This is a genomic window from Rhizobium sp. SYY.PMSO (assembly GCF_046840415.1).
Lineage (GTDB): Bacteria > Pseudomonadota > Alphaproteobacteria > Rhizobiales > Rhizobiaceae > Rhizobium.
Map to the genome: position 1 here is coordinate 3,701,197 of NZ_CP177349.1, position 22,934 is coordinate 3,724,130.

Sequence of the window (22,934 nt, forward strand, 5' to 3'; positions counted from 1 at the left end):
TCAAGCCCATCCCATCCAGTCTTCCATCGCTGTCCAGTCGCATGAGACGGCGCGCTTCGCAAGATCGAAACAGAAAAGATTGCCGCCGCCCGGCGGTTGATCGCCCTGCCGCGCGATCGGCTTTCCTTCCAGATGGCATTTCAGCAGGGTGCCGACACCACCATGGCCGACGAAAGCAATCGGCACTTGCGAATCGTGCCGCGAAAGAACGGCCTCGACATGAGAGACGATTCTCGCCTGCGCGTCGATGGCGCGCTCCCAGCCCCTGAAGCTTTCATGCGGGTTGGCGAAGAACCAGTCCGCCGCCTTTTCGAATTCCGGCGGCGGCATAAAACCCGTGGCGCTGCGATCGTTTTCGTGCATGGCTTCGATGATATCGATCGGCGCATTGCTTGCTGCCGCCAGGATTTCGGCCGTCTCTATCGCCTTGCGCTCGCCGCTCGAAACGATCAGGCCAAGCTGATGCGCCCAGGGGCGGTTTGCCGCCACGCGCGCCCTCTTCGCGCCAATCTCCGAAAGCCCCCATTGCGGCACGGGGACATCGGCATCGATCCGTACCTGCGGGTGCGTAATATAAAGAGCGTACATGGATTGTCTCAGCCGCGGCTGTAGACCCAGAGCTGGGCCGGCGGAATATTGCGGACGATGAAATCGAAGTGGCGGATGTGGTAACGATCCGGCCGCGCGATGATCGGCGAAACCGGGCCGTAGGAAATCTGCACCACGGGCCGGCCGGGCGGCATGCGGTCCAGCAGGCTTTCCAGCAATGCGACGCGCGCCTTCATGGGGAAATTGAGAAGCGGAATGCCCGAGACCACCGAATCGAAAGTCTGGCCGCGCAGCACGCCGAGGGTCTTGTCGAGATCGAAAGCGTCGCCATTGATGAAATGCACGCCCGGATAGAGCTTGACGAGGTGATTGTAGAAATCGGTGGAATATTCGACGGCGACGAGGTTTTGCGGTTCGATGCCGCGTGCCAGGATGGCCTTTGTGATGGCGCCCGTGCCTGGCCCGAGCTCCAGGATGGGCAGGCCGGATTGGGTGTTGATGACGCTTGCCATCTTCCGGGCCGTGATCGAAGAGGTCGGGACGATCGACCCCACGGTCTTCGGCCCTTGCATCATGCCCTTGAAGAAACGGATCTCCTCGTCGAATTTCTTGCCAAGCCGTTCCTTGAGACGCAGCGCCATGCTCTCCCCCACCAGATGTTACGGTCGCGACCTACATACCGCTTAACTGAAAACTTGCAATGCAATGACGCAATAACAAGAGAAAATGTCGCAATCCGCAAAGGACCAAATAAAAGCGCCCTCGCCAGAAAAAAACGCATGAGAGGGCGCTTTGGTTTCGCCGGAGCCGGAGTGATTTTAGGCCGTACGGACCTCAAATCACTCCGGCTCCGGAATTGAAGAAGCAGAGCATGATGTCGTCCGAAAACCGCTCACGCGTTTCGGCATCATCCTCTAGACGCGCATCGGCATCAGCACGTAGAGCGCGTCGTCGCCGGCCGTGTCGCGGATAAGCGTCGGCGAACCCGCATCCGCCAGCAGGAACACGGCTGCATCGCCGGAAAGCTGCGCGGTGATGTCGAGCAGGTACTTGGCGTTGAAGCCGATTTCCATCGGGTCCATCTCGTAGCCGACGGCAACTTCTTCGGTCGCGCTGCCCGAATCCGGGTTGTTGACCGTCAAGAGCAGCTGTCCGTCCGACAGGGCCAGCTTCACGGCGCGGCCGCGTTCCGACGAGATCGTCGACACGCGGTCGACGGCCTGCGCGAAGGTCTGGCAATCGACGCGCATTTCCTTGTCGTTGCTGGTCGGGATGACGCGCTGGTAATCGGGGAAGGTGCCGTCGATCAGCTTCGAGGTCATGACGATGGAGCCGATCGTCAGGCGGATCTTGGCGTCGGAAACCTCGACGGTGACGATCGTATCCGGCGAATCCACCAGCTTCTGCAATTCACCCACCGTCTTGCGGGGAATGATGATGCCGGGCATGCCCTCGGAGCCGGAAGGCGCGTCGACATCGGCTCGGGCGAGGCGGTGGCCGTCGGTGGCGACGGCGCGCAGCTTCAGGTCGCCCTTGCTCTCGATCGTATGGAAGAAAATGCCGTTGAGGTAATAACGGGTTTCCTCGGTCGAGATCGCGAACTGCGTCCGGTCGATCAGCATCTTCAGATCGGCGGCCTTCAGCTTGAAAGAATGGCTGAAGCTGCCGGCCGTGAGATCCGGGAAGTCCGATTCCGGCAGGCATTGCAGCGAGAATTTCGAGCGGCCGGAGGCGACCGTCATCGAACTGCCGTCTGTATTGGTGGCAAGAAGCACTTCCGAACCGTCGGGCAGCTTGCGCACGATGTCGTAAAGCAGATGCGCCGGGACGGTGGTTGCTCCCGCCTGCTCGACATTGGCGGGCGTCGCCTCGGTGATTTCCAGGTCGAGGTCGGTCGCCTTCATGTCGAGGCTGGTGCCGTCGGCCTTCAGCAGCACGTTGGAAAGGATCGGGATCGTATTGCGACGCTCGACCACGCGATGGACGTGGTTCAGCGACTTCAGGAGGTTCGACCGCTCAATTGTTATACGCATGGATGCTACCGCTTTCGACCGTGACTTGCCGGGCGGCCCGAGGCGCCCGAGCGACATGTTTTCGGACGAGGCCCGAAAGATTGGACAGGCAACTTGGCAGACTTCTCCATCCGAATGCAAGAGGCATAGGCGATTTGCCGGACGTCAATTCGCCATTTCGGCGGCAATGCTCCACAGGAATTGCACCGCTCTTGCCGTCTGCCCGCGCCTCGCCCATAAAGGCGGAGAATCCGTGGCGAACTCAGGACCGGCATGAACGAAGACCAATCAGGCGGCGGGGCGCGCAGTTTCCGCCTGCACAACACCCAGATTCCGGCCCGGCCCCTCGAACCGGCGCTTTATCTCGTTGCGACCCCCATCGGCAATCTCGGCGACATCACTTTGCGCGCGCTCGAAACGCTTGCCGGCGCAGACGTGCTGGCCTGCGAGGATACGCGCGTCACCCGCGTTCTGCTCGATCGCTACGGCATCCAGAACAAACCTTACGCCTACCACGAGCACAATGCCGATGCGGCAGGTCCTCGGCTGCTGCAGGCTTTGGAGGCCGGGCGGTCGGTGGCTCTGGTTTCCGATGCCGGAACGCCGCTGGTCTCCGACCCCGGTTACCGGCTCGCGGTGCAGGCGATCGAGGCGGGATACAAGGTCGTTCCCATTCCGGGTGCCTCGGCGCCGCTTGCAGCCCTCGTCGGCTCCGGCCTGCCGAACGATGCCTTCTTCTTTGCCGGCTTCCTGCCCGCCAAGGACAAGGGCCGGCGCGACAGGCTTGCCGAACTCGCAGGCATCCCCGCGACCCTCATTTTCTTTGAATCACCGCATCGCATCGCCGCGACCCTTGCCGCCGCCGCCGATGTGCTGGGCGGCGAGCGAGCCGGTGCCGTGTGCCGCGAACTGACGAAGACTTTCGAAGAGTTCCGCCGCGGGACGCTTTCCGAACTCGCGGCATTCTATGATGCCGTTGATCATGTTAAGGGCGAGATCGTCTGGCTTGTCGGCCCGCCGGCGGAAAGCGTTGCGGCGGAGGCCGATGTCGATGCCGTCCTGGCCGATCTCGCCGGGACGATGCCGACCGCCAAGGCGGCAACGGAAGCCGCCCGTCTTACCGGACTGCCGCGAAAAGAGCTCTACCAGCGTCTGCTCGATATGAAGGGGCGCCATGCCTGATCCGGAGCCTGCGACGGGCGAGAAGCTGAAACGGCGAAAGGCCTGGCGGCGCGGCCATGTAGCAGAATATCTCGCAGCCGCCTTCCTGATGCTCAAGGGCTATCGCATCCTGGCCATCCGTCACCGCACCAAGCTCGGCGAAATCGACATCATTGCCCGCAAGGGCGATCTCGCCGTCTTCGTCGAGGTCAAATCGAGGCGCGGCGCGCAGGAGGCGATCGACGCGGTTTCCTTCTCGTCGCAGAATCGCATCCGCGCTGCCAGCGATCTCTGGCTCGCCCGGCAACCGGATTTCGTCCGCCTGTCGCAACGTTATGACATCGTCGCCATGCTGCCCGGCCGCTGGCCGCAGCATTTTCCCGATGCATTTTGAGGGCGGCGTTACAGCGCCGTCACAAAATCAGCCTATTGCCGGGCGACCGGCGCCTCCGATTTTTCCACCCGCGCGCATAATCTCGTTTCGACAGGCCACATCATGATCCGCAACACAGTTTCCGCCTTCACCATTCCCTCTCATGAACAGCGCAAGAGCTTCGTTTCGCTCGAAAAGACCCCGGCCGTTCATGCCGCCACGCTGACATCGCTCGTCTGCATGAATACGCTGCGTGTCGGCGGCGCCGAAGCCGAGGTGGAGGTATTGTCCTTCCCCTTCACGGTCGCCGCCTGGAATCTCGAACGTTGCCTGTTTCCCGAGGAAAGTGCCGCCAAGCTGCGGGCGACCGGCGCTCCGCTGGTGCTGCTGTCGGAAATGGACGAGGGCATGGCCCGCACCGAGCAGCGTGATCCGACCGCTGTCGTCGCCGGCGAGCTCGGCATGAACTACGCCTATGGTGTCGAGTTTCTCGAACTCAGCCTCGGTTCGGAAATCGAGCATTCCTTCTGCCGCGACGATTTCAACGAAAAGGGCTTTCACGGCAATGCGCTCATGGCTTCCGTCGCCTTGAAGGATGCCTTCCTTTTCCGCCTGCCGGGCGAAGCCGTTTGGTTCAAGGACAGCAACGAGCAGCCGCGCGTAGGCGAGCGCTGCGCCATCGGCGCCATCGTTGAAACCGAGGCCGGCCCTTTCGTTGCCGTTTCGGTTCACCTCGAAAGCGTCGCGACCGCTGCCTATCGCGAGCGGCAGATGGCGGCATTGATCGATGCCGTCGAAGCCTTCGCGCCCGGTCTGCCGATCCTGATCGGCGGCGATCTCAATACCGGCAACCACACAGGCGGCGATTTTTCGGCCGATACGCTGTTTGCCATGGTTGAAGCGCGCGGCTTCCGGTGCCACGGCGGACCGCTGGATCAGGCGAGCACGCGCCCGAGCCTGATCACGCGCTTTCCCGCGCGCGCCATGAAGCTCGACTGGTTCGTGAGCCGCGGCTTGGCGATCGGCGAAAGCCATCTTGTTTCCTCTCTGAATGAAGAGGGCAAGCCCCTGTCCGACCACGATATGGTCGTCTGCACAATCGAAGGTTTTTCCACCTGATTTTTGCAATCGTTAAAATGCGCGGGATTTCATGAACCCCGCCGTTACCCCTTCCATGCGATGAGGTGCCGGACTCGCATGGAATTTGGGGGATTGCATGGTCTTGAAAATGATGTTGGCGAGCATGGCGGCCTTTGCCGCGCGTGCCGTCCCGGTCGTCGTGGCGTTGCCGCAGTCGAAAAGCTTCGTGGCCGGTGCCAGCGACAAAATGGAAATGAAGCCGTCGCCGATCGAACCGTCGTGGATTCTGGCCGGCAATCCGGTGGCTCGTATCGCCGAGCATTCGCGCGGGCAGGACGATGCCGCGATGACCGCGCTGTGGGATTGCACGGCGGGCGAGTTCCGCTGGTATTTCGGCTGGGACGAAACGGTGATGATCCTCGAGGGCGAGGTGCATATCACCACGGAAGACGGCGTCGAGCGCACGCTGAGCGCCGGCGATGTCGCCTATTTTGCCGGCGGCACCTGGGCGACATGGCGCATCGACCGCTATCTGCGCAAGGTCGCATTCCTGCGCAAGCCGTTCCCCAAGCCTTTGACCATGGCTTACCGCCTGCGCAACATGGTCCGCCAGGGCGGCGCGCAGGGCCTTGCCGCCTGAGCGCGGCAGGCGGCTTGCCGGAAGTCCTTGAATAGCCGTTGCGTTTGCATGCGGGCCGACCTACATCTGTCCGCAAATTCGAGCGAGGGCTGATTATGGCTGGTATCAAGAACGTCGCGGTCCAGATGGACCATGTCCGGAGCATCAACATCGCGGGCGACTCGACCTTCGCCATGAGCCTGGAGGCGCAGAACCGCGGCTACAAGCTCTTCCACTATACGCCCGAGCGGCTGAGCATGCGCGACGGCAAGGTCTACGCCTCCGTCGAGCCGATGATCCTGCGCGACGTCAAGGGCGACCATTTCGAGCTCGGCGAGCCGGAGCGCGTCGACCTCTCGACCATGGACGTGGTGCTGCTGCGCCAGGACCCGCCCTTCGACATGGCCTATATCACCTCCACGCATCTGCTGGAGCGCATCCACCCGAAGACCCTGGTGGTCAACGATCCGGCCTGGGTGCGCAATTCGCCGGAAAAGATCTTCGTCACCGAATTTGCCGATCTCATGCCGAAGACGCTGATTACCCGCGATCCGGCCGAAATCCGCCGCTTCCGCGACGAGATGGGCGATATCATCCTGAAGCCGCTCTACGGCAATGGCGGCGCCGGCGTCTTCCATTCGACGCGCGACGACCGCAATCTCTCGTCCCTGCTTGAAATGTTCGGCCAGCTCTTCCGCGAGCCCTTCATCGCACAGCAATACCTGCCTGACGTGCGCAAGGGCGACAAGCGCATCATTCTTGTCGATGGCGAGGCCGTCGGCGCGATCAACCGCGTGCCGGCCGAACATGACGCCCGCTCCAACATGCATGTCGGCGGCCGCGCCGAAGCCACCGAGCTGACGGCGCGCGAGAAGGAAATCTGCGCCCGCATCGGGCCGGCGCTGAGGGAGCGCGGCTTCCTGCTCGTCGGCATCGATGTCATCGGCGACTACATGACCGAGATCAATGTGACATCGCCGACCGGCATCCGCGAAGTCAAGCGCTTCGGCGGCGCCGATATCGCCAGCCTGCTCTGGGATGCGATCGAAGCCAAGCGCGCCTGATCGGCAGGTTTGCCTTCGGCTTTACCTGAAAACACGGCATTCGCTTCGGCATATCGATGAATTTGATGTGTCGAAGGCGGTATTTGTTCGTTTATTGTTCTTGTTTCATTCCTTGTCCTGTGCCAGATTGCAACCCGAGGTTTGCCGAGCGTGACAAATAGCGGCAAGCGGGTTCGGTGACAGGGGCAGGGCATGGTGGCGCGCGTCAGTACGGTTGCGTTTCAGGGTATCGAGGGCGTTCCCGTCGAGGTTCAGGTGATGATCGCGCCGGGCAAGGTGCTGATGCATATCGTCGGCCTGCCCGACAAGGCCGTCGCCGAAAGCCGCGAGCGGGTTCAGGCGGCGCTTCATGCCTCGGGTCTCGCCCTGCCGCCGAAGAAGGTTACGGTCAATCTTGCGCCCGCGGACTTGCCCAAGGAGGGCAGCCACTTCGATCTTGCGATCGCGCTCGGCCTGATGGCGGCGCTCGGTGCGATCCCGGCCGATGCCCTGTCTTCCTATACCGTCATCGGCGAACTCAATCTCGACGGCACCATCGCGCCCGTTGCCGGAGCGTTGCCTGCGGCCATCGCTGCCAATGCCATGGGCAAGGGGCTGATCTGCCCGGCCGAAAGCGGACCGGAAGCCGCCTGGGCCGGCAGGGAAATCGACATTCTGGCGCCGCGCAGCCTGATCGCGCTTGCCAATCATTTTCGCGGCACGCAGGTCCTGTCGCGGCCGGAGCCGTCGGTTCGCGCCAATGCCGCCAATCTGCCCGATCTTGGCGACATCAAGGGGCAGGAGAGTGCCAAGCGCGCCCTGGAAGTGGCCGCGGCTGGCGGGCACAATCTGCTTTTCGTCGGGCCGCCGGGTTCCGGTAAATCGATGCTGGCTTCGCGCCTGCCGTCGATTTTGCCGCCATTGTCGACCAACGAATTGCTTGAGGTGTCGATGATCCATTCGGTTGCCGGCCAGCTTTCCGGCGGCAAGCTCTCCGATCGGCGGCCCTATCGTGCGCCGCACCACTCCGCCACCATGGCGGCGCTTGTCGGCGGTGGCCTGCGCGCCCGGCCGGGCGAGGTCTCGCTCGCCCATCACGGCATTCTGTTTCTCGACGAGCTGCCGGAGTTTTCGCCGCAGGCGCTGGATGCGCTGCGCCAGCCTCTGGAAACCGGCGAATGCGTGATCGCCAGGGCAAACCATCGGGTTTCCTATCCAGCCGGCATTCAGCTCGTGGCGGCGATGAACCCGTGCCGCTGCGGCATGGCCGGCGAACCGGGCCACACCTGCGCCCGGGGGCCGCGTTGCGCGTCCGATTATCAGGGTCGGATCTCGGGTCCCTTGCTGGATCGTATCGATATCCGCATCGACGTGCCGGCAGTGTCGGCCGCCGACCTGATTAGGCCCACGACGGCGGAAAAGAGTGCCGACGTCGCTTTGCGCGTCGCCCGCGCGCGCGAACGGCAGCGCGAGCGTTTCGAAAGCGCCGGCTTGAAGGACATCGCCACCAATGCCCGCTGCTCGACCGCGATGATCGAAGCCATCGCGGAGCCCGATGCCGCCGGGCTGCAATTGCTGCGTGACGCAGCCGAGAAGATGAAGTTCTCCGCCCGCGGCTATCATCGAATCCTCAAGGTGGCGCGCACGCTTGCCGATCTCGACGACAAGCCCACGGTCGGGCGCATCCATCTGGCCGAAGCCATTTCCTATCGCGTAGCCGGCGAACGTTTGGCAGCGCATGCCTGAACCGTATCGATCGTCACGTCTCCGGCTTGCCTGCCGGCCCCAGAGCCGGCAAGCCTGCGAGGCCGCCGATCGAACCGGAGTGTCGCTCACCGCATGGCTGCAGAACTGACCATCGATCCCGCTAGAGCAGTTCCTCGTTTCACGGAATCGATGAACCGCTCTATCCCTTTGTTTTTACGCGATTCCGGACGGAAAACCGCTGCGCACTTTTCCTGGAATTGCTCTAGTGGCGCGATATGTATCGGCGACAGGCTTCGCCTCGTGGCGTTGCAGGAAAAATCGAATATCGAGGCGCTCGCTTCACAATGGCTGGGCGGCTCGCGCGATTTGCAGAACGGCTATGAGTAGCTGAAGCTTCGTGACCCGACCTTCGGAAAGCAGCTTGCCGGGCTTTCGCTGTGCCTTCATGAGAGGAAATTGGTCAGCGCCCATTGGGGTGTCTCTCTTCCGGGCGCGGTCACGGAAGAGGGCTGGCCGACCCAGCAGGCGATCAATCAGGAGATCAAATTCGCGCGCCGTATTCTGGTTGCCATGTTCCAAACCGAGTTGACGGACGGTGGACTTGTGTTTCCTTGGGGCACGGTCTGGAGCAGGTTTGATCCGAAAGGTTTCTGCGCCAGCCATGGCGTGAGCTATCGTCAGACCTGAGCCGCGCCTGAATGAGAAAGGGGCGCGGCAGCACCCCTTTCCAGATCAAGCGGCGATCTGACGTCTCAGCCGCCCAGCCCCTCGAACAGCGCCGTCGAGAGATAGCGTTCGGCGAAAGATGGGATGATGACGACGATGGTCTTGCCCTCGTTTTCCGGCCGCTGGCCGACCTTGATGGCCGCCGCCAGCGCCGCGCCCGAGGAAATGCCGACCGGCACGCCTTCCAGCTTGGCGACGAGGCGTGCCTGCTGGAACGCCTCGTCATTGGTGATGGTGACAACCTCGTCATAGACATGGGTGTCGAGAACCTTCGGCGCGAAGCCGGCGCCAATGCCCTGGATCTTGTGCGGGCCGGGATTGCCGCCGGAAAGGACCGGCGAGTCCGTCGGCTCGACGGCAACGACCTTGATATCGGGCTTGCGGGCCTTCAGCACCTGGCCGACGCCCGTGATCGTGCCGCCGGTGCCGATGCCGGCAACGAAGATATCGACCTTGCCCTCGGTGTCGTTCCAGATTTCCTCGGCCGTGGTCTTGCGGTGGATTTCCGGATTGGCGGGGTTTTCGAACTGCTGCGGAATGATGGCATCCGGCAAGGTCGAGGCCAGTTCCTCCGCCTTGGCGATGGCGCCCTTCATGCCCTTCGGCCCCTCGGTCAGCACCAGCTCCGCGCCGAGCAAGGCCAGCATCTTGCGGCGCTCGATCGACATGGTCTCCGGCATGGTGAGGATCAGCCTGTAACCCTTGGCGGCGGCGGCAAAAGCAAGCGCGATGCCGGTATTGCCGGAGGTCGGCTCGATAAGCACGGTTCTGCCGGGCGCGATCTTGCCCTGCGCTTCCAGGCTCTCGATCATGGCGACGCCGATACGGTCCTTCACGGAGGCGATGGGATTGAAGAACTCGAGCTTTGCCAGGAGATTGGCCTTGACGCCCTTCTCCTTCGCCAGCTTGTCGAGACGGACGATCGGCGTGTCGCCGATGGTCTCGGTGATCGAGGCATAGACGCGGCCGCGGCCGGGTTTGCGGGTGTCGGACATGGGTAGCTCTCCCTACATTTGAATTGTGCGGTGACAATAGAATCAAACGCTTGCGGAAACCAGAGTGGGCGGGCATTCGCCGCCCGTGGTGCGTGAGAAAAGAATCTCACGAGGAGCCGCTTTATGGAAGTTTTTTTCAGGCGGTGCGTGCCGCGATGAAGGCGGCGGTGGCGGCAAGGATGCTTGCGGCGACCCTGTTCAATATCCGCAATGCTCTCGGCTTTTTCAGGAACTGGCGCGCACGCGAGGCAAGCAGCATGTAGGGGACGAGAACGGTCAGCAGAACGGCGAAAGTCGCCATCAGCAAAATGGCGTATTCGCGCAGGCCGATGCTGCCGATGTCGATCAGCGTCGGCACCAGCGCGATGTAGAAAAGCATGGTCTTGGGATTGCCGAGCGTCACCAGCAGGCCGGAGAGAAAGGACATGCCCGGGCTGTTGGTTTTCTTCGCCGCGATATCGGCCGCCAGCAGGCCCGTTGTCCAGAGTTTCCAGGCGATATAGCCGAGATAGAGGACGCCGGCGATCTTGACGACCAGAAAAACCTCGGTAAATGCCTGTGCCACGAAGGCAAGACCGAGAATGACGGCCGTCAGGTAGAGCGTGTCGCCGGCCACGAGGCCGAGGCCCATGAAGAAGGTTTCGCGAAAGCCGGAGCCGAGGGCGCGCGCCACGATCGCCGTAACGCCGGGGCCGGGAATGACCGCCGCGATGAAGAGGGCGCCGCAATAGGCAAGCAGGGCCGCAAGCGTCATGAAGGGTTCCTCCGCAGATGGTGGTTTTTCTATCGCGCCACCTTTAGGTTTTCAAGCGATTGCGCCGGCGGCGGGAACATATTACCAAGGTGTTAACGGCCCGTCGAAACCGCTTTGCCCAAGGATATCATGACGTCTGCATTGCTCCTGATCGATCTTCAGAATTCCATCCTGACCGGCCTCGGCACGCCGGATCGCCAGCCTGCCATCGATGCCGCGCTGGAGGCTGTCGTCGCCAGGCTTGCGGCGCTGAAGCACAGCGCCCGCGCCGCCGGCATCCCGGCCTTCATCGTCCAGCATGACGGCAGTCCTGTGCATCGCCTGGCAAAGCGCGGCGAGGGATGGCAGCTGCGCCGGGAAATCGCGCCCGAGGCCGGCGATGTCGTGGTGCACAAGACGAGCTGCGATTCCTTCTTCGAAACGGATCTGGAAGCACGGCTGCGGGCGCGCGGCGTCACCCATCTTTTCGTCGGCGGCTGCATGACACACTTCTGCGTCGATACGACCGTGCGCCGCGCCGTTTCGCTCGGTTTCGACGTGACGCTGATTTCCGACGGCCACACTACGGCCGACATGGGCAGGCTGAGCTTCGAGGACATTGTCTCCCATCACAATATGCTGCTTGACGGCTTCGATGCCGGGCCTCATGAAATCAGGATCGCTGCATCCAGCGAGATTGCTTTCTGATCTTCCCGCCGCCGGAGGACTTATGCCGCATCTGACCAGCATGATCGCCTTTGCCCTGATCGCTCTCGGCATGGTGCTGACACCCGGGCCGAACATGATCTATCTGGTATCGCGGTCGATCTCGCAGGGGCCGGCGGCCGGGTTGATCTCGCTCGGCGGCGTCGCCTGCGGCTTTCTTTTCTACATGCTCTCCGCCGCGCTCGGCATCACGGCTTTCGTTCTTGCCGTTCCCTTCGCCTATGATGCCTTGCGGCTGGCGGGTGCGGCCTATCTCGCCTGGCTGGCCTGGAATGCGCTGAAGCCCGGCGGCCGCTCCGCTTTTCAGCTGCGCGAGCTGCCGAAGGACAGCAAGCGCCGGCTCTTCTCCATGGGGCTCGTCACCAGCCTGCTCAATCCGAAGGTTGCCGTCCTCTATCTTTCTCTGCTGCCGCAGTTCATCGATCCTGCCGCCGGCAGCGTTTTCACCCAATCGCTTGTTCTCGGCTTTGCGCAGATCCTCATCAGCGTGACATTCAACGCCATTTTCGCGCTTAGCGCAGGCTGGATCGCGATGTTCCTCACCCGCCGCCCGTCCTTCGCGCTGCTGCAGCGCTGGCTGATGGGCACGGTGCTGGCCGGGCTTGCCGTTCGCATGGCTTTCGAGGCGCAACGTTGAGACGGAACGCTTCACAGGCGCTCGCCGCCGGCCTTCTGGCAATCGCCTCGCTTTCGGGCTCGGCGCCGATCGTTTCGGCGGCTGAAACCGGTGCGCGCACCATCGTTTTCCTGCGTCACGGAGAAAAGCCGGAGGCAGGGCTTGGCCAGCTCAGCTGCCAGGGCCTCAACCGGGCTCTGGCCCTGCCGCCGGTGCTGACACGGCTCTTCGGCACTCCTGCGGCCATCTTCGCGCCCGATCCGTCTAAGCGAAAGAAGGATTCCGGGGTTTCCTACGATTATATCCGCCCGCTCGCGACCATCGAACCCACGGCAATCGCTCTTGGGCTGCCGGTCGATACCAGCTTCGGCTATGACGACGTCGACGATTTGAAAGCCGAGTTGAAGAAGCCGGATTATGCCGGCAAGCTGATCTTCGTCGCCTGGGAGCACAAGCAGATCGTCGATCTCGCCCGCCAATTGATGAGCGAGAATGGCGGCGACGCAAAGGCGGTGCCGAAATGGCACGGCAAGGATTTCGACAGCCTCTATGTGCTGCATATCGGCGCCAGCAAGGCCGGCGCCGGCGCAACGTTCGAGCGAATGGCCGAAGGCCTCGATGGCCGGCCTGAAGCCTGTCCGAATCCGGCTAAGTAAGCCTTAGAAGACCGGTCGCATGAAGCTGCGCTCGTAGCTCACGATGCAGCGCGTTTCCTCGCCATAGGCAAATGCGGCGCGGCATTCCGCATCGTCGGCCATTCTGCTTCGATAGTCTTCGTAAGCGGCAAGGCTTGGAAAGCTGAAGAGCGCCAATGCGATGTTATTGGCGCCTTCATGCGGCAGAAAGTAGCCGTGATGCGTGCCGCCCAGCCGGTTGACCAGCGGAATCCAGAGGCTGGCGTAGTGCTCGAACTCGGCAAGCTTGTAGGGATCGATGACATAGCGCAGATAGCAGGTGATCATTCGGCGGTCTCCCTGGAAAGTTGCCCGTTCCTATGCCGGGGCAGGGCAATCGTCCAGCCGAGGTTCATGCCGGCCGCAGCTGCCAGGATGATGACGGCGCCGACGATTTGCGCGATGCCGAGCACATGGCCGAAAGCGAGGCGATCGACCACGATGGCGGCGATCGGGTAGATGAAGGACAACGCGCCGGTCAGATGCGTCGGCAGCTTCTGGATGGCGCCGTAGAGCAGCACATACATCAGGCCGGTGTGCACGACACCCATGGTCATGAGGATCGACCAGCCGCCGGCATCCGGCGGCACGGCAGAGAAATCGGTGAAGGGCGCCAGCATCAGGATGCCTGTCGAAACCTGGATGAGCGCGATCAGATGCGGTGGTGTGCCCTTCAGCCACTTTGCGGCCAGGGCGGCCAGCGCATAGAAGAAAGCCGCTCCCAGCGAAAGCAGGATGCCGGCCGCATAGCTTCCGGCACCCGTAGCCTCGGCCGGTTTGCCTTCCACGATGATCGCCATGCCGGCAAAGGCCAGGCCCAGCCAGAAGAGCTTGGCAAGGGTTATCCGCTCGCCGAGGAACAGCGTCCCAAGCCCCAGCAGCATGAAGGGCTGTGTGTTGTAGACCGTCGTGGCGATCGAGATGGAGGCGTGCGAATAGGCCGCGAAAAGCAGCAGCCAGTTGAGGACGATGGCAATCCCGCCGCCGACCGCGATGGAAAACGTCTTCCGGTTCAGGATGCCGGGGCGCAGCAGGCCCATGGCCGCGCAAATGACAAGCAGGGTTAGCGCGCCGAAGAAACAGCGCCAGAAGACGACGCCGGTGACGGCCTGTCCGGACATCAGCACGAACCAGCCGATCGTGCCCGAAATCAGCATTGCCGCCGTCATTTCCACCGTGCCGCGTCTTATCTCGCTCATCGCCTTGGCTCCCGTCTGTTGAAGCCAATTATATTGCGGTGTCACAAGCGGTGATATAGGTTTAATAAGGCGATTTGATTTCATGGCCTAATTAAATGAGGTTGAGCTATGGGTATCCCTAATGGCCCCTTGGGTCTTGATGACATCGATCAACGGATGCTGGAGGCACTGGCACGCAATGCCAGGATATCGCTGAAGGAGCTGGCGGAAGCGGCCGGCCTGTCGTCTCCGAGCGCGGCGGAACGATTGCGGCGGCTGGAAGAGCGTGGTGTCATCTCAGGCTTTACGGTCGACATCGCGCCCGAGGCGGTCGGCTACCCGTTGCAGGCGATCGTTCGTGTCCGGCCTCTGCCCGGCCAGCTGCATGTCGTCGAGCGGATCATTCAGGAAACGCCGGAATTCATCGAATGCGACAAGGTCACCGGCGATGATTGCTTCATCGGCCGGCTGGTGGTTCGCTCCATGGGCGAACTCGACAGTATTTTGGACAAGATCACCGAACGCGCCGAGACGAACACGTCAATGGTCAAGGCGACGCCGGTCAAGCGCCGGCTGCCGCCGCTGTCCCGTTAGATCCGTCAGGAAAAGTGCGCAGCACCGTCCGTCCGAAACGGGTGAAAACAGTCGCCGGTTCTAGAATTCCGCCATCGGCGACAGCATGAGAGGCCCGGCGATCTCGTCCGCCGCTTTGCCGCGCGCCATCAGCATCGTGTAACCCTCATAAGGCTCCAGCGATACGTCGCAATCCAGGCGATCCGGCGAAAAGCAGATCTCGATGCGATCGGGTTCCACATCGAGCGCGGACAGGATGGTCGCCAGCGGCGGAATGGCCGTTCCCGCTATATCGAGGAGCCACAAGGTCGCGCCATCGAACGTCCATGCAACGACGGCGTTCTCCGCAAGTGCCGTCAGGCGGATGGCGGAATTGAAGCAGGCATTCAGCAGAAACATCTCCATTTGCCCGACAACGGCAAATCGGGAGGAGACCGGCTGTCGGCTTTGCAGCAGCGTCTTGATCAGGCGCACGTCCCCCGGCGTTTCCAGGGAGAGCTGCCGAGCGGTTGAGCCGGATGCCTGAAGCTTCGGCATCCGCGCAACGAAGAGGTGCTGCGGCAGGATGCGAAAGCCGTAACGCTCGTAGAGCGCGGGCTTGTCGGTGAGCAGGATATCGAGCTCGTAGCCCTCCGCTGCCGTTCGCGCGAAAGCGCGCCGCATGAGATCGCGGTAGAGCCCGCGTCCGCGCCATTCCGGCCGAACCGCACCGGATTGATAGCCTGCGGCCTTGACGGCGCGGCCATTGACGAGCAGCGGCATGGAGAACGCGCTGAAATTGGCGACACAGCAGCCTTCGCCATCGAAATAACCGAACGGCATGCTGGTGGGATCGGGGCCGCCAAACCGGTCCTGAATGCCGATGTCGATCGAGAACGTGTCCTGCAGCAGGTCGACGAGGCCCTTCCACGCCGCGGGATCGCCGAAATAGTCGTGGCGTAGGGTCAGGCCGGGCGCATGTTCAAGCTCCGACATCAGACACCGGTCGAGCCGAAGCCGCCGGCGCCGCGCTTCGTCTCGGTCGCCTCCGTCGTCTCGATGATGCGGGCCTGGATCGCAGGAGCGATGATCATTTGCGCGATACGCATGCCGCGGGTGATTTCGAACGGCTCTTCGCCGAGATTGATCAGCAATACCTTCACTTCGCCGCGATAATCGCTGTCGACCGTACCGGGCGAGTTCAGGCAGGTGATGCCGTGCTTGAAGGCAAGACCGGAGCGCGGGCGGATCTGCGCCTCGAAGCCCTCGGGAATCTCGAAGATGAAGCCCGTCGGAACGAGCGTCCGCTTGCCCGGCGCGATCGTCAGCGTCGCGCCGTGGTCGATGGCGGCGCGCAGATCCATACCGGCCGCGCCCCTCGTCTCATAGGCGGGCAGTTCCAGGCCTGCGCCATGCGGCAGGCGGATGAGCTTCAGGGTCGGATTGATATCGGTGTGAATGGTCATGCGGTATTAGTTTGCGCCCGAACGCCGGAGGTCAATTGCAATCCGGGCTTTGAGTCGCTAGATACGGCCGCAATTCACAGGATTTACAAGCATGGCCGAAAGTCTCGCCGAGGCGGTCTCCCGCCGCCGCACATTCGCTATTATCGCTCACCCGGACGCGGGCAAGACGACGCTCACCGAAAAGCTGCTGCTTTTCGGCGGCGCCATCCAGCTTGCCGGCGAGGTCAAGGCGAAGAAGGACCGCATGCAGACGCGCTCCGACTGGATGAAGATCGAGCGCGAGCGCGGCATCTCGGTCGTCACCTCGGTCATGACCTTCGAATATGAAGGCAACGTCTTCAACATTCTCGATACGCCCGGCCACGAAGACTTCGCAGACGACACCTACCGCACGCTGACGGCCGTCGACGCCGCGGTCATGGTCATCGACGCCGCCAAGGGTATCGAGCCGCGGACGCTGAAGCTGTTCGAAGTCTGCCGCATGCGCGACATTCCGATCATCACCTTCATCAACAAGATGGACCGCGAAAGCCGCGATCCCTTCGAAATCCTCGATGAGGTGGAAGAGAAGCTGGCGCTGGATACGGCGCCGATCACCTGGCCGATCGGCCGCTCCAAGACCTTCTGCGGCTCCTACCATCTGGCCGCCAATACCGTGCGCGGCTCCGACACCGAGGTCAATGCGACGCCGGTGAATGGCCCGCAGGCGGTTGCCGACAGGTTGCCGGAAAACGAGCGCAAGGCCTTCATCGACGAGACGGAGCTGGCAATCGAAGCCTGCCGTCCCTTCGACAGGGAATCCTTCCTCGAAGGCCATATGACGCCGGTCTTCTTCGGTTCCGCGCTGCGCAACTTCGGCGTACGCGATCTCATCAACGCGCTCGGCGAATTCGCGCCGCCGCCGCGCGACCAGGTCGCCGATGTCAGGACGGTTCACGCCACCGACGACAAGATGACGGCCTTCGTCTTCAAGATCCAGGCCAACATGGACCCGAACCATCGCGACCGCATCGCTTTCGCCCGCATCTGCTCCGGCAAGCTGGAACGCGGCATGAAGGCGCGGCTGTCGCGCACCGGCAAGCAGCTTGGGTTGACCGCGCCGCAATTCTTCTTCGCTTCGCAGCGTCAGCTCGCCGATACCGCCTATGCGGGCGATGTCGTCGGCATTCCGAACCACGGCACGCTGCGCATCGGCGATACGCTGACGGAAGGCGAATCCCTGGTTTTCCAGGGCGTGCCGAACTTCTCGCCGGAAATCCTCCGCCGCGTTCGTCTCGAAGATGCGATGAAGGCAAAGAAGCTCAAGGAAGCGCTGCAACAGATGGCCGAAGAAGGCGTCGTGCAGCTCTTTTCGCCGGAAGACGGCTCGCCCGCTATCGTCGGCGTCGTCGGCGCCCTGCAGCTCGACGTTCTCAAGGAGCGGCTGATGGCCGAATACGGCCTGCCGGTTTCCTTCGAAATGTCGCGTTTCTCGGTCTGCCGCTGGATCTCGGCCGACCAGTCCGCCGAGCTTGAGAAATTCGTCACCGCACGTCGCGGCGATATCGCCCGTGATCTCGACGGCGATCCGGTCTTCCTCGCGCAGGATGGTTTCTCGCTGCGCTACGAGGCGGAACGTTACCCGGCTATCAAGATGGCTGCGATCAAGGAATATCACGCCGTCAAGGCGGCGTGATATCGGTGGCATCTAGCCACAGGTGACCGGCCTGTGGCTCATGCCGTTACCTCTCTGCTGAATTCATCAGCTCCGCATAGCGCGCCTCCGTGGCGTCATCCAGCGGAAACATGCATTCGACCCGCAACTCCTGGGTCGTGATCATTTGCGGCGTCCCGACCGTCGTCACCAGCGAGAAGAATTTCAGAACATGCCCGTCCTTCACGAAGGAGAGGGGAATGATCGGCGCATTCTCTATCGCCGGCGATGTCTGCCATTCGGCATTCACATCTGGGTAGGCGAGCAGACCGTCGACAAGCTCCTTCGTCCGCGCATCGATCACGCGGCCGACGGATTCGCGAAAGACGCGCCCCAGAAGGCTTTCGGCCGTCTTCTCCCAATCCGGAATGAAGGGCCGCATGCCCGAGGGATCGAACATCAGGTGCAGGAGATTGCGCGGTTTCGGGCGTGCGTCCATATCGACGAACTCGCCGAAGAAACGAAGGGTCGCATCGTTGGTCATCAGGACATTCCAGTAGCGGTCCATCACCACGGCCGGGAAAGGCTCGTGCTGACGCAGCATGCGCTTGAGCGCGCTGGTAACGCCCTGCATTTCCCGATCGTCGAAGCTTCCTTCGGAATAGATCGGCGCATAGCCGGCGGCGAGCAGCAGCGTGTTGCGCTCGCGAAACGGCACGTCCAGGGCATCGGCGAGCCGCAGGACATTCTGACGGCCGGGCGTGCTCCTGCCGCTTTCGATGAAGCTGATCTGCCGCTGCGAAATCCCGGTGTCGAGGGAAAGCTCGAGCTGGCTCTTGCCCCGCGTGTCGCGCCATGCGCGCAGCTGCGGGCCAAGTTCGTTTGGCAATCTCTGTTCGGCGCGAAGAGAACTCATCCTGCAAAGCCTCGCTTCGTTCGTTTGATGTGGTGGGGCCGCATTCGGCAACCCCGCCGGCATCGGCTTTTATGAGAAGGCAACCGGCCCGACTGCGCCGTACCAGTGGCGAACCTTCGTCGGATCGGCCTCGTCCATGTAGAAGAAATGCGTCATGACCGGTTTGACCACCGCCTGCGTGCGGTCGTTTGGGGTCATGGTCACGGTTCCGCGGAACACTTTCAGCGGTCCCGCGTCCCAATATTCGGTGACATCGTGCAATGCCGTGAAACCGGTATCGATGAAGGCGCGCAGGTTCCGGCGAATGGTCTCGCGCCCCTTCCAGTCGGCGATGCCGAGATTGCATGTGGCGTCTTCCGCGAGGCAGTCAAAGCCTTCGCCGAAGGTCTTGTCGTCGATTTCCCGCCAGAAGGCGAGCAGCCATTGCGGGGCTTCTTTTCTGGTGAATGACATGGTCGTCATGAAGTTCTCCCGAGCCTTCCCTTGCGATGATGTCGTGGCCATCGACGTCATGCCCGATACAGGCTCTTTTTCGTTGAAGGGCTGAAAAGCTCTTCCTGCAAGAAGATGGTCTCTAGATACGCCAAGGCGAATGTCGCTCTCAATTACATGCGATGTAATCAAGGCGGCTCGATCCCGCCCAAGCCGGTGTGATCGATTCGGATGCGTTTCATTTTGGAATAGTGCCTCCGCGATGTTCCATCCGATATAGCGCTATGCCATAGTGCCGCTCCGGGGTCCCCTCGATCAGAACGAGCAGCTTTCATGATGAAATTTCTTGCGGTTCTTGCTCTGGCCTTTGTCGGCCTGATGCCGGTCGCAGCCGAGGCGCGCATCGTCACCGATGCGGCCGGACGCACGGTCTTCGTGCCCGATAAGATCAACCGCATTCTGGTGGCCGGGCCGCCGGCAACCGCGCTGGTCTATGTGCTGGCGCCCGAGAAGCTCGTGGGCTGGGTTCACGCGCCGGACGAGGCGGCCAAAGCCTATCTGATGCCGTCGGTGCGGGCGCTGCCGACGATCGGGCGCCTGACGGGCAAGGACGGCACGATCAGCTCGCAGGCGGTCATGGACGCCAAGCCCGACATCATCCTCGATGCCGGCACGGTCGACCCCACCTACAAGGCGCTGGCCGACAAGGTGCAGGCGGAAACCCATATTCCCTATATCCTCGTGGACGGTAGTTTTGCCCGTACCGCCGACACGCTTCGCGATGTCGGCGCCCTGATCGGCGTCGAGGATCGGGCCAACAAGCTTGCGGACTATGCCGATTCTGCGATCAAGGACCTGAACGACAAGCTCGCGACGCTGCCGAACGATCCGCGCCCGCGCGTCTATTATGGACGCGGCGCCGATGGTCTGGAGACGGGGCTGTCCGGTTCGATCAATCTCGAAATCCTCGATGCGGTCGGCACGATGAACGTCGCCGCCGCTGCCGGCAAGGGTGGCCTGACCAAGGTGACGGTGCAACAGGTCGTCGGCTGGAATCCGGATATCATCATTGCCGACAATCCCGCTTTCGCCGCCTCGGTGAAGAGCGATCCGCAATGGGCCGGCATCAAGGCGGTCAAGGACGGCAAGATCTTCGTGCCGCCTTCGTTGCCTTTCGGCTGGTTCGATTCTCCGCCCGGCGTCAACCGGCTGCTGGGTGTGCGCTGGATGGAAAAGCTGCTCTATCCAAAGCTTTTCCGCAGCGATTTTGCCGAGGATGTGAAGGAATTCTACAAGCTGTTCTATCAGGTCGATCTGACCGATGATCAGCTGTCGGTCCTCCTGAAGGGCTTGAAGTAATCGGTACGTATCGGGAGTCTATCCATGGTTCGTGAGAACGAGATCCGCGAAAACGAGGTGGCCGTCGAGCCGCCCTCGGCATCGGACGCCGGCCTTACATTCATCGGCCGCATCTCCACGCCATGGACATCCCGCATGGAAACGCCGCGCCAGGGCCGGCATGACGGCCCGATCTGCCGGATCGAGATTTTCGAGCCCTGGGTGCCGGCCCTGACAGGGGTGGAGGTTTTCGAGCGGCTGGAAGTTCTTTATTGGCTGGATCGCTCCCGCCGCGATCTCGTGCTGCAGAGTCCGGCCCGCAACGGCAAGGTGCATGGCACCTTCTCGCTGCGCTCGCCGGTGCGGCCCAATCCCATCGGCACGTCCATCGTCAAGCTGGAAGCGGTCGAGGGCGCCGTGCTGCTGGTGCGTGGCCTCGATTGCCTCGACGGTACGCCGTTGCTCGATCTCAAGCCGGACAGGACGCTGTTCAAGCCGATCGCGCCGCCGCAGTCCGGGGATTTCCAGACCGGCGACGGCGAGACGGCGCATTACTGCCATAAGGCTTAAGGCGCTCCCGCGACGGGAGCATGTGCGCTGGAATATCAGTCGACCGCGACCATGACATCGGATGCCTTGATGACGGCATAGGCCGCCGCGCCGACCGTCAGGCCGAGTTCGTCCACCGCCTCGTTGGTGATCGAGGAGGTAACGATCGAGCCGTTGCCGATGTCGATGCGGACATGCGCGGTCGTCGCGCCCTTGGTGATTTCGACGACCTTGCCCTTGAGGCGGTTTCTTGCGCTGATTTTCATGGATATTTCTCCCTTGTGACCGGCGCGACAATACCGCCTCGGCCGGCGACGGGCTACCGAAATCCTGTTCGCCGTTATTCGCCTCGGGGGAAGCGCTGGTTCTCCTCCAGCACGTTGAGGTCCATGTGGTTGCGCATGTATCGTTCCGACGCCTTCTGCAGCGGCTGATAGTCCCAGGGATAATAGGCGCCGTTGCGCAGGGCCGTGTAGACGACCCACCGCCGCGCCTGGCTTTCACGCACGGCAGCGTCGAAGCTTGCAAGGTTCCAGCGCTCCTGCGCCTGTGCCGTCAGCCGGCTCAGGGTTTCGGCGTGGGCCGGGTCGCCGGCCAGATTGGTCAGCTCCTTCGGGTCCGCGTCGATGTCGAAGAGCATGGGCGGGTCCTTCTCGCAAAGGGTCAGCTTGTAGCGACCGTCGCGCAGGCCCACGAGCGGCGCCTCCGAGCCTTCCGCCGCATATTCCATCGGCACGGGGCTGCGGCTTCCTGTGCCGAGAGCGAGCGGCGTCAGGTCCTCGCCATCGGTCCAGCGGCGTAGCGATGCGATATCGATGCCGGCAAGAGCCGCCAGCGTCGGCGTCACGTCGAGCGTCGAGACCGGCTGGTCGACCCGCTTCGGCTGCCAGCCGGGGGCTGCGATCATCAGCGGCACGCGGGCCGAGCCTTCGAAGAAGTTCATCTTGAACCAGAGGCCGCGCTCGCCGAGCATGTCGCCATGGTCGGAGACGAAGAGGATGATCGTGTTGTCGGCCATGCGGCCGCGCTCCAGCGTCTCCAGGATCTCGCCGATCTTCTCGTCGACATAGGAGATATTGGCGAAATAGCCGCGCCGCGCCCGGCGGATCTGCTCCGGCGTGATGTCAAAGGCGGTGTGATCGCATGCCTTCATCAGCCGCTGTGAATGCGGGTCCTGCTGATCGAAGGGGATTTCGCCGACTTGCGGGTCGAGTGCCGGGCAATCCTCATAGAGGTCCCAGAAGCGGCGGCGCGCGACATAGGGGTCGTGCGGATGCGTGAAGCTGACGGTGAGGCACCAGGGCCGCTCGTCATGACCGCGCGAGAGATCGTAGAGCTTGCGGGTCGCGTGATAGGCAACCTCGTCGTCATACTCCATCTGGTTGGTGATTTCGGCCGTGCCGGCCCCCGTCACCGAGCCGAGATTGTGATACCACCAGTCGATGCGCTCGCCGGGCTTGGTATAGTCGGGCGTCCAGCCGAAATCGGCGGGATAGATATCGGTCGTCAGCCGCTCCTCGAAGCCGTGCATCTGGTCCGGGCCGACGAAATGCATCTTGCCCGACAGTGCCGTCTGATAGCCGGCGGCGCGCAGGTGATGGGCAAAGGTCGGAATATCCGAGCAGAATTCGGCCGCGTTGTCGTAGACGCGCGTGCGGCTCGGCAGCTGCCCGGACATGAAGGAGGCCCGTGCCGGAGCGCAGAGCGGGCTTGCCGTATAGCTGTTGGCAAAGCGCACGGAGCGCTTCGCCAGGGCTTTCAGGACTGGGGCATGCAGGAAGTCGGCCGGGCCGTCGGGAAAGAACGTCCCGTTGAACTGGTCGACCATGAGGATAAGGATATTCGGACGGGACATG

28 protein-coding genes are annotated in these 22,934 nt (G+C 62.5%); 15 read left to right on the forward strand and 13 right to left on the reverse strand.

Annotation, left to right across the window (positions count from 1 at the left end; translation table 11 throughout):
* The 3 genes from ACJJVH_RS17935 to dnaN all read right to left on the reverse strand — a co-directional run bounded on the left by ACJJVH_RS17935 (position 1) and on the right by dnaN (position 2,582).
* Positions 1 to 588, reverse strand: coding sequence for a histidine phosphatase family protein (locus tag ACJJVH_RS17935; protein WP_412064469.1), 588 nt, complete (start codon positions 586 to 588; stop codon positions 1 to 3).
* Positions 589 to 596: 8 nt separating this feature from the next.
* A complete protein-coding gene (pmtA, locus tag ACJJVH_RS17940) occupies positions 597 to 1,190 on the reverse strand; it encodes a phospholipid N-methyltransferase PmtA (protein WP_113359218.1) in 594 nt (197 codons plus the stop codon).
* Positions 1,191 to 1,463: 273 nt separating this feature from the next.
* On the reverse strand, positions 1,464 to 2,582 hold the full coding sequence (dnaN, locus tag ACJJVH_RS17945; RefSeq protein ID WP_112801585.1) for a DNA polymerase III subunit beta: 1,119 nt from the start codon (positions 2,580 to 2,582) through the stop codon (positions 1,464 to 1,466).
* 252 nt (positions 2,583 to 2,834) lie between these two features.
* Between dnaN and rsmI the strand changes: the two genes are divergently transcribed.
* The 8 genes from rsmI (at position 2,835) to ACJJVH_RS17985 (ending at position 9,231) form a co-directional block, all read left to right on the forward strand.
* Positions 2,835 to 3,743, forward strand: a complete 909-nt coding sequence (gene rsmI / locus ACJJVH_RS17950) for a 16S rRNA (cytidine(1402)-2'-O)-methyltransferase (protein WP_412064470.1) — start codon at positions 2,835 to 2,837, stop codon at positions 3,741 to 3,743.
* Positions 3,736 to 4,116 carry a YraN family protein gene (locus ACJJVH_RS17955; RefSeq protein WP_412064471.1) on the forward strand — a complete coding sequence of 127 codons (381 nt, stop codon included), beginning with the start codon at positions 3,736 to 3,738 and terminating at the stop codon, positions 4,114 to 4,116. Before rsmI ends, ACJJVH_RS17955 begins: the two co-directional genes overlap by 8 nt.
* Before the next feature lie 102 nt (positions 4,117 to 4,218).
* Positions 4,219 to 5,214 (forward strand): endonuclease/exonuclease/phosphatase family protein, encoded by a 996-nt coding sequence (locus ACJJVH_RS17960; RefSeq protein ID WP_412064472.1) that lies wholly within the window; start codon positions 4,219 to 4,221, stop codon positions 5,212 to 5,214.
* A 97-nt stretch (positions 5,215 to 5,311) separates the two neighbouring features.
* Positions 5,312 to 5,815, forward strand: coding sequence for a cupin domain-containing protein (locus ACJJVH_RS17965; RefSeq protein WP_112801192.1), 504 nt, complete (start codon positions 5,312 to 5,314; stop codon positions 5,813 to 5,815).
* Between the two features lie 95 nt (positions 5,816 to 5,910).
* Entirely contained in the window at positions 5,911 to 6,858 is a 948-nt protein-coding gene (gene gshB, locus ACJJVH_RS17970; RefSeq protein ID WP_412064473.1) for a glutathione synthase, read from the forward strand.
* Positions 6,859 to 7,050: 192 nt separating this feature from the next.
* Complete coding sequence (locus ACJJVH_RS17975; protein WP_113392459.1) at positions 7,051 to 8,583, forward strand: YifB family Mg chelatase-like AAA ATPase; 1,533 nt, start codon at positions 7,051 to 7,053, stop codon at positions 8,581 to 8,583.
* Positions 8,584 to 8,676: 93 nt separating this feature from the next.
* Positions 8,677 to 8,931, forward strand: a complete 255-nt coding sequence (locus ACJJVH_RS17980; RefSeq protein WP_412064474.1) for a hypothetical protein — start codon at positions 8,677 to 8,679, stop codon at positions 8,929 to 8,931.
* A gap of 69 nt (positions 8,932 to 9,000) precedes the next feature.
* Positions 9,001 to 9,231 (forward strand): hypothetical protein, encoded by a 231-nt coding sequence (locus tag ACJJVH_RS17985; RefSeq protein ID WP_412064475.1) that lies wholly within the window; start codon positions 9,001 to 9,003, stop codon positions 9,229 to 9,231.
* 65 nt (positions 9,232 to 9,296) lie between these two features.
* Here ACJJVH_RS17985 and cysK read toward each other — a convergent pair whose 3' ends face one another.
* Both cysK and ACJJVH_RS17995 read right to left on the reverse strand, forming a co-directional pair.
* Positions 9,297 to 10,265 carry a cysteine synthase A gene (gene cysK / locus ACJJVH_RS17990; RefSeq protein ID WP_112801184.1) on the reverse strand — a complete coding sequence of 323 codons (969 nt, stop codon included), beginning with the start codon at positions 10,263 to 10,265 and terminating at the stop codon, positions 9,297 to 9,299.
* 136 nt (positions 10,266 to 10,401) lie between these two features.
* Complete coding sequence (locus ACJJVH_RS17995; RefSeq protein WP_113372047.1) at positions 10,402 to 11,019, reverse strand: LysE family translocator; 618 nt, start codon at positions 11,017 to 11,019, stop codon at positions 10,402 to 10,404.
* A gap of 129 nt (positions 11,020 to 11,148) precedes the next feature.
* Between ACJJVH_RS17995 and ACJJVH_RS18000 the strand changes: the two genes are divergently transcribed.
* The 3 genes from ACJJVH_RS18000 to ACJJVH_RS18010 are packed head-to-tail and all read left to right on the forward strand — an operon-like array spanning position 11,149 to position 12,996.
* Positions 11,149 to 11,706, forward strand: coding sequence for a cysteine hydrolase family protein (locus ACJJVH_RS18000; protein ID WP_412064476.1), 558 nt, complete (start codon positions 11,149 to 11,151; stop codon positions 11,704 to 11,706).
* A gap of 22 nt (positions 11,707 to 11,728) precedes the next feature.
* The gene (locus ACJJVH_RS18005) at positions 11,729 to 12,361 is read left to right on the forward strand and encodes a LysE family translocator (RefSeq protein WP_112801178.1); all 633 of its coding nucleotides are present in this window, start codon (positions 11,729 to 11,731) and stop codon (positions 12,359 to 12,361) included.
* Positions 12,358 to 12,996, forward strand: coding sequence for a hypothetical protein (locus ACJJVH_RS18010; protein ID WP_113392457.1), 639 nt, complete (start codon positions 12,358 to 12,360; stop codon positions 12,994 to 12,996). The genes ACJJVH_RS18005 and ACJJVH_RS18010 overlap by 4 nt, the downstream gene beginning before the upstream one ends.
* Before the next feature lie 3 nt (positions 12,997 to 12,999).
* Here ACJJVH_RS18010 and ACJJVH_RS18015 read toward each other — a convergent pair whose 3' ends face one another.
* The gene (locus ACJJVH_RS18015) at positions 13,000 to 13,302 is read right to left on the reverse strand and encodes an NIPSNAP family protein (protein ID WP_112801176.1); all 303 of its coding nucleotides are present in this window, start codon (positions 13,300 to 13,302) and stop codon (positions 13,000 to 13,002) included.
* Positions 13,299 to 14,213 carry a DMT family transporter gene (locus ACJJVH_RS18020; protein ID WP_412064477.1) on the reverse strand — a complete coding sequence of 305 codons (915 nt, stop codon included), beginning with the start codon at positions 14,211 to 14,213 and terminating at the stop codon, positions 13,299 to 13,301. Before ACJJVH_RS18020 ends, ACJJVH_RS18015 begins: the two co-directional genes overlap by 4 nt.
* A 108-nt stretch (positions 14,214 to 14,321) precedes the next feature.
* On the opposite strand from ACJJVH_RS18020, the gene ACJJVH_RS18025 reads away from it, so the two are divergent.
* Complete coding sequence (locus tag ACJJVH_RS18025) at positions 14,322 to 14,786, forward strand: Lrp/AsnC family transcriptional regulator (RefSeq protein WP_112801172.1); 465 nt, start codon at positions 14,322 to 14,324, stop codon at positions 14,784 to 14,786.
* 60 nt (positions 14,787 to 14,846) lie between these two features.
* Here the strand turns inward: ACJJVH_RS18025 and ACJJVH_RS18030 are convergent, their stop codons facing one another.
* A complete protein-coding gene (locus ACJJVH_RS18030) occupies positions 14,847 to 15,740 on the reverse strand; it encodes a GNAT family N-acetyltransferase (protein ID WP_412064478.1) in 894 nt (297 codons plus the stop codon).
* Complete coding sequence (dut, locus tag ACJJVH_RS18035; RefSeq protein WP_112801168.1) at positions 15,740 to 16,210, reverse strand: dUTP diphosphatase; 471 nt, start codon at positions 16,208 to 16,210, stop codon at positions 15,740 to 15,742. The genes ACJJVH_RS18030 and dut overlap by 1 nt, the downstream gene beginning before the upstream one ends.
* 91 nt (positions 16,211 to 16,301) lie before the next feature.
* On the opposite strand from dut, the gene ACJJVH_RS18040 reads away from it, so the two are divergent.
* Entirely contained in the window at positions 16,302 to 17,885 is a 1,584-nt protein-coding gene (locus ACJJVH_RS18040; protein WP_112801166.1) for a peptide chain release factor 3, read from the forward strand.
* Between the two features lie 46 nt (positions 17,886 to 17,931).
* On the opposite strand, the gene ACJJVH_RS18045 is transcribed toward ACJJVH_RS18040, so the two are convergent.
* Positions 17,932 to 18,759, reverse strand: coding sequence for a helix-turn-helix domain-containing protein (locus tag ACJJVH_RS18045; protein WP_412064479.1), 828 nt, complete (start codon positions 18,757 to 18,759; stop codon positions 17,932 to 17,934).
* Between the two features lie 69 nt (positions 18,760 to 18,828).
* Complete coding sequence (locus ACJJVH_RS18050) at positions 18,829 to 19,221, reverse strand: nuclear transport factor 2 family protein (RefSeq protein WP_412064480.1); 393 nt, start codon at positions 19,219 to 19,221, stop codon at positions 18,829 to 18,831.
* A 303-nt stretch (positions 19,222 to 19,524) separates the two neighbouring features.
* Between ACJJVH_RS18050 and ACJJVH_RS18055 the strand changes: the two genes are divergently transcribed.
* Together ACJJVH_RS18055 and tsaA are read left to right on the forward strand one after the other, a co-directional pair.
* Complete coding sequence (locus ACJJVH_RS18055) at positions 19,525 to 20,550, forward strand: iron ABC transporter substrate-binding protein (protein ID WP_412064481.1); 1,026 nt, start codon at positions 19,525 to 19,527, stop codon at positions 20,548 to 20,550.
* A 24-nt stretch (positions 20,551 to 20,574) separates the two neighbouring features.
* Positions 20,575 to 21,099, forward strand: coding sequence for a tRNA (N6-threonylcarbamoyladenosine(37)-N6)-methyltransferase TrmO (gene tsaA, locus ACJJVH_RS18060; protein ID WP_412064482.1), 525 nt, complete (start codon positions 20,575 to 20,577; stop codon positions 21,097 to 21,099).
* 35 nt (positions 21,100 to 21,134) lie between these two features.
* On the opposite strand, the gene ACJJVH_RS18065 is transcribed toward tsaA, so the two are convergent.
* Positions 21,135 to 21,344, reverse strand: a complete 210-nt coding sequence (locus ACJJVH_RS18065) for a TOBE domain-containing protein (protein WP_112801157.1) — start codon at positions 21,342 to 21,344, stop codon at positions 21,135 to 21,137.
* Between the two features lie 74 nt (positions 21,345 to 21,418).
* Entirely contained in the window at positions 21,419 to 22,933 is a 1,515-nt protein-coding gene (gene betC, locus ACJJVH_RS18070; protein ID WP_412064483.1) for a choline-sulfatase, read from the reverse strand.
* Position 22,934 lies beyond the last annotated feature (1 nt).

Bases quoted from the DNA above. Each gene is read 5' to 3' on its own strand.
- ACJJVH_RS17935 (WP_412064469.1), bottom strand. From the start codon at position 588: ATGTACGCTCTTTATATTACGCACCCGCAGGTACGGATCGATGCCGAT.
- pmtA (WP_113359218.1), bottom strand. From the start codon at position 1,190: ATGGCGCTGCGTCTCAAGGAACGGCTTGGCAAGAAATTCGACGAGGAG.
- dnaN (WP_112801585.1), bottom strand. From the start codon at position 2,582: ATGCGTATAACAATTGAGCGGTCGAACCTCCTGAAGTCGCTGAACCAC.
- rsmI (WP_412064470.1), top strand. From the start codon at position 2,835: ATGAACGAAGACCAATCAGGCGGCGGGGCGCGCAGTTTCCGCCTGCAC.
- ACJJVH_RS17955 (WP_412064471.1), top strand. From the start codon at position 3,736: ATGCCTGATCCGGAGCCTGCGACGGGCGAGAAGCTGAAACGGCGAAAG.
- ACJJVH_RS17960 (WP_412064472.1), top strand. From the start codon at position 4,219: ATGATCCGCAACACAGTTTCCGCCTTCACCATTCCCTCTCATGAACAG.
- ACJJVH_RS17965 (WP_112801192.1), top strand. From the start codon at position 5,312: ATGGTCTTGAAAATGATGTTGGCGAGCATGGCGGCCTTTGCCGCGCGT.
- gshB (WP_412064473.1), top strand. From the start codon at position 5,911: ATGGCTGGTATCAAGAACGTCGCGGTCCAGATGGACCATGTCCGGAGC.
- ACJJVH_RS17975 (WP_113392459.1), top strand. From the start codon at position 7,051: ATGGTGGCGCGCGTCAGTACGGTTGCGTTTCAGGGTATCGAGGGCGTT.
- ACJJVH_RS17980 (WP_412064474.1), top strand. From the start codon at position 8,677: ATGGCTGCAGAACTGACCATCGATCCCGCTAGAGCAGTTCCTCGTTTC.
- cysK (WP_112801184.1), bottom strand. From the start codon at position 10,265: ATGTCCGACACCCGCAAACCCGGCCGCGGCCGCGTCTATGCCTCGATC.
- ACJJVH_RS17995 (WP_113372047.1), bottom strand. From the start codon at position 11,019: ATGACGCTTGCGGCCCTGCTTGCCTATTGCGGCGCCCTCTTCATCGCG.
- ACJJVH_RS18000 (WP_412064476.1), top strand. From the start codon at position 11,149: ATGACGTCTGCATTGCTCCTGATCGATCTTCAGAATTCCATCCTGACC.
- ACJJVH_RS18005 (WP_112801178.1), top strand. From the start codon at position 11,729: ATGCCGCATCTGACCAGCATGATCGCCTTTGCCCTGATCGCTCTCGGC.
- ACJJVH_RS18015 (WP_112801176.1), bottom strand. From the start codon at position 13,302: ATGATCACCTGCTATCTGCGCTATGTCATCGATCCCTACAAGCTTGCC.
- ACJJVH_RS18020 (WP_412064477.1), bottom strand. From the start codon at position 14,213: ATGAGCGAGATAAGACGCGGCACGGTGGAAATGACGGCGGCAATGCTG.
- ACJJVH_RS18025 (WP_112801172.1), top strand. From the start codon at position 14,322: ATGGGTATCCCTAATGGCCCCTTGGGTCTTGATGACATCGATCAACGG.
- ACJJVH_RS18030 (WP_412064478.1), bottom strand. From the start codon at position 15,740: ATGTCGGAGCTTGAACATGCGCCCGGCCTGACCCTACGCCACGACTAT.
- dut (WP_112801168.1), bottom strand. From the start codon at position 16,210: ATGACCATTCACACCGATATCAATCCGACCCTGAAGCTCATCCGCCTG.
- ACJJVH_RS18040 (WP_112801166.1), top strand. From the start codon at position 16,302: ATGGCCGAAAGTCTCGCCGAGGCGGTCTCCCGCCGCCGCACATTCGCT.
- ACJJVH_RS18045 (WP_412064479.1), bottom strand. From the start codon at position 18,759: ATGAGTTCTCTTCGCGCCGAACAGAGATTGCCAAACGAACTTGGCCCG.
- ACJJVH_RS18050 (WP_412064480.1), bottom strand. From the start codon at position 19,221: ATGACGACCATGTCATTCACCAGAAAAGAAGCCCCGCAATGGCTGCTC.
- ACJJVH_RS18055 (WP_412064481.1), top strand. From the start codon at position 19,525: ATGATGAAATTTCTTGCGGTTCTTGCTCTGGCCTTTGTCGGCCTGATG.
- tsaA (WP_412064482.1), top strand. From the start codon at position 20,575: ATGGTTCGTGAGAACGAGATCCGCGAAAACGAGGTGGCCGTCGAGCCG.
- ACJJVH_RS18065 (WP_112801157.1), bottom strand. From the start codon at position 21,344: ATGAAAATCAGCGCAAGAAACCGCCTCAAGGGCAAGGTCGTCGAAATC.
- betC (WP_412064483.1), bottom strand. From the start codon at position 22,933: ATGTCCCGTCCGAATATCCTTATCCTCATGGTCGACCAGTTCAACGGG.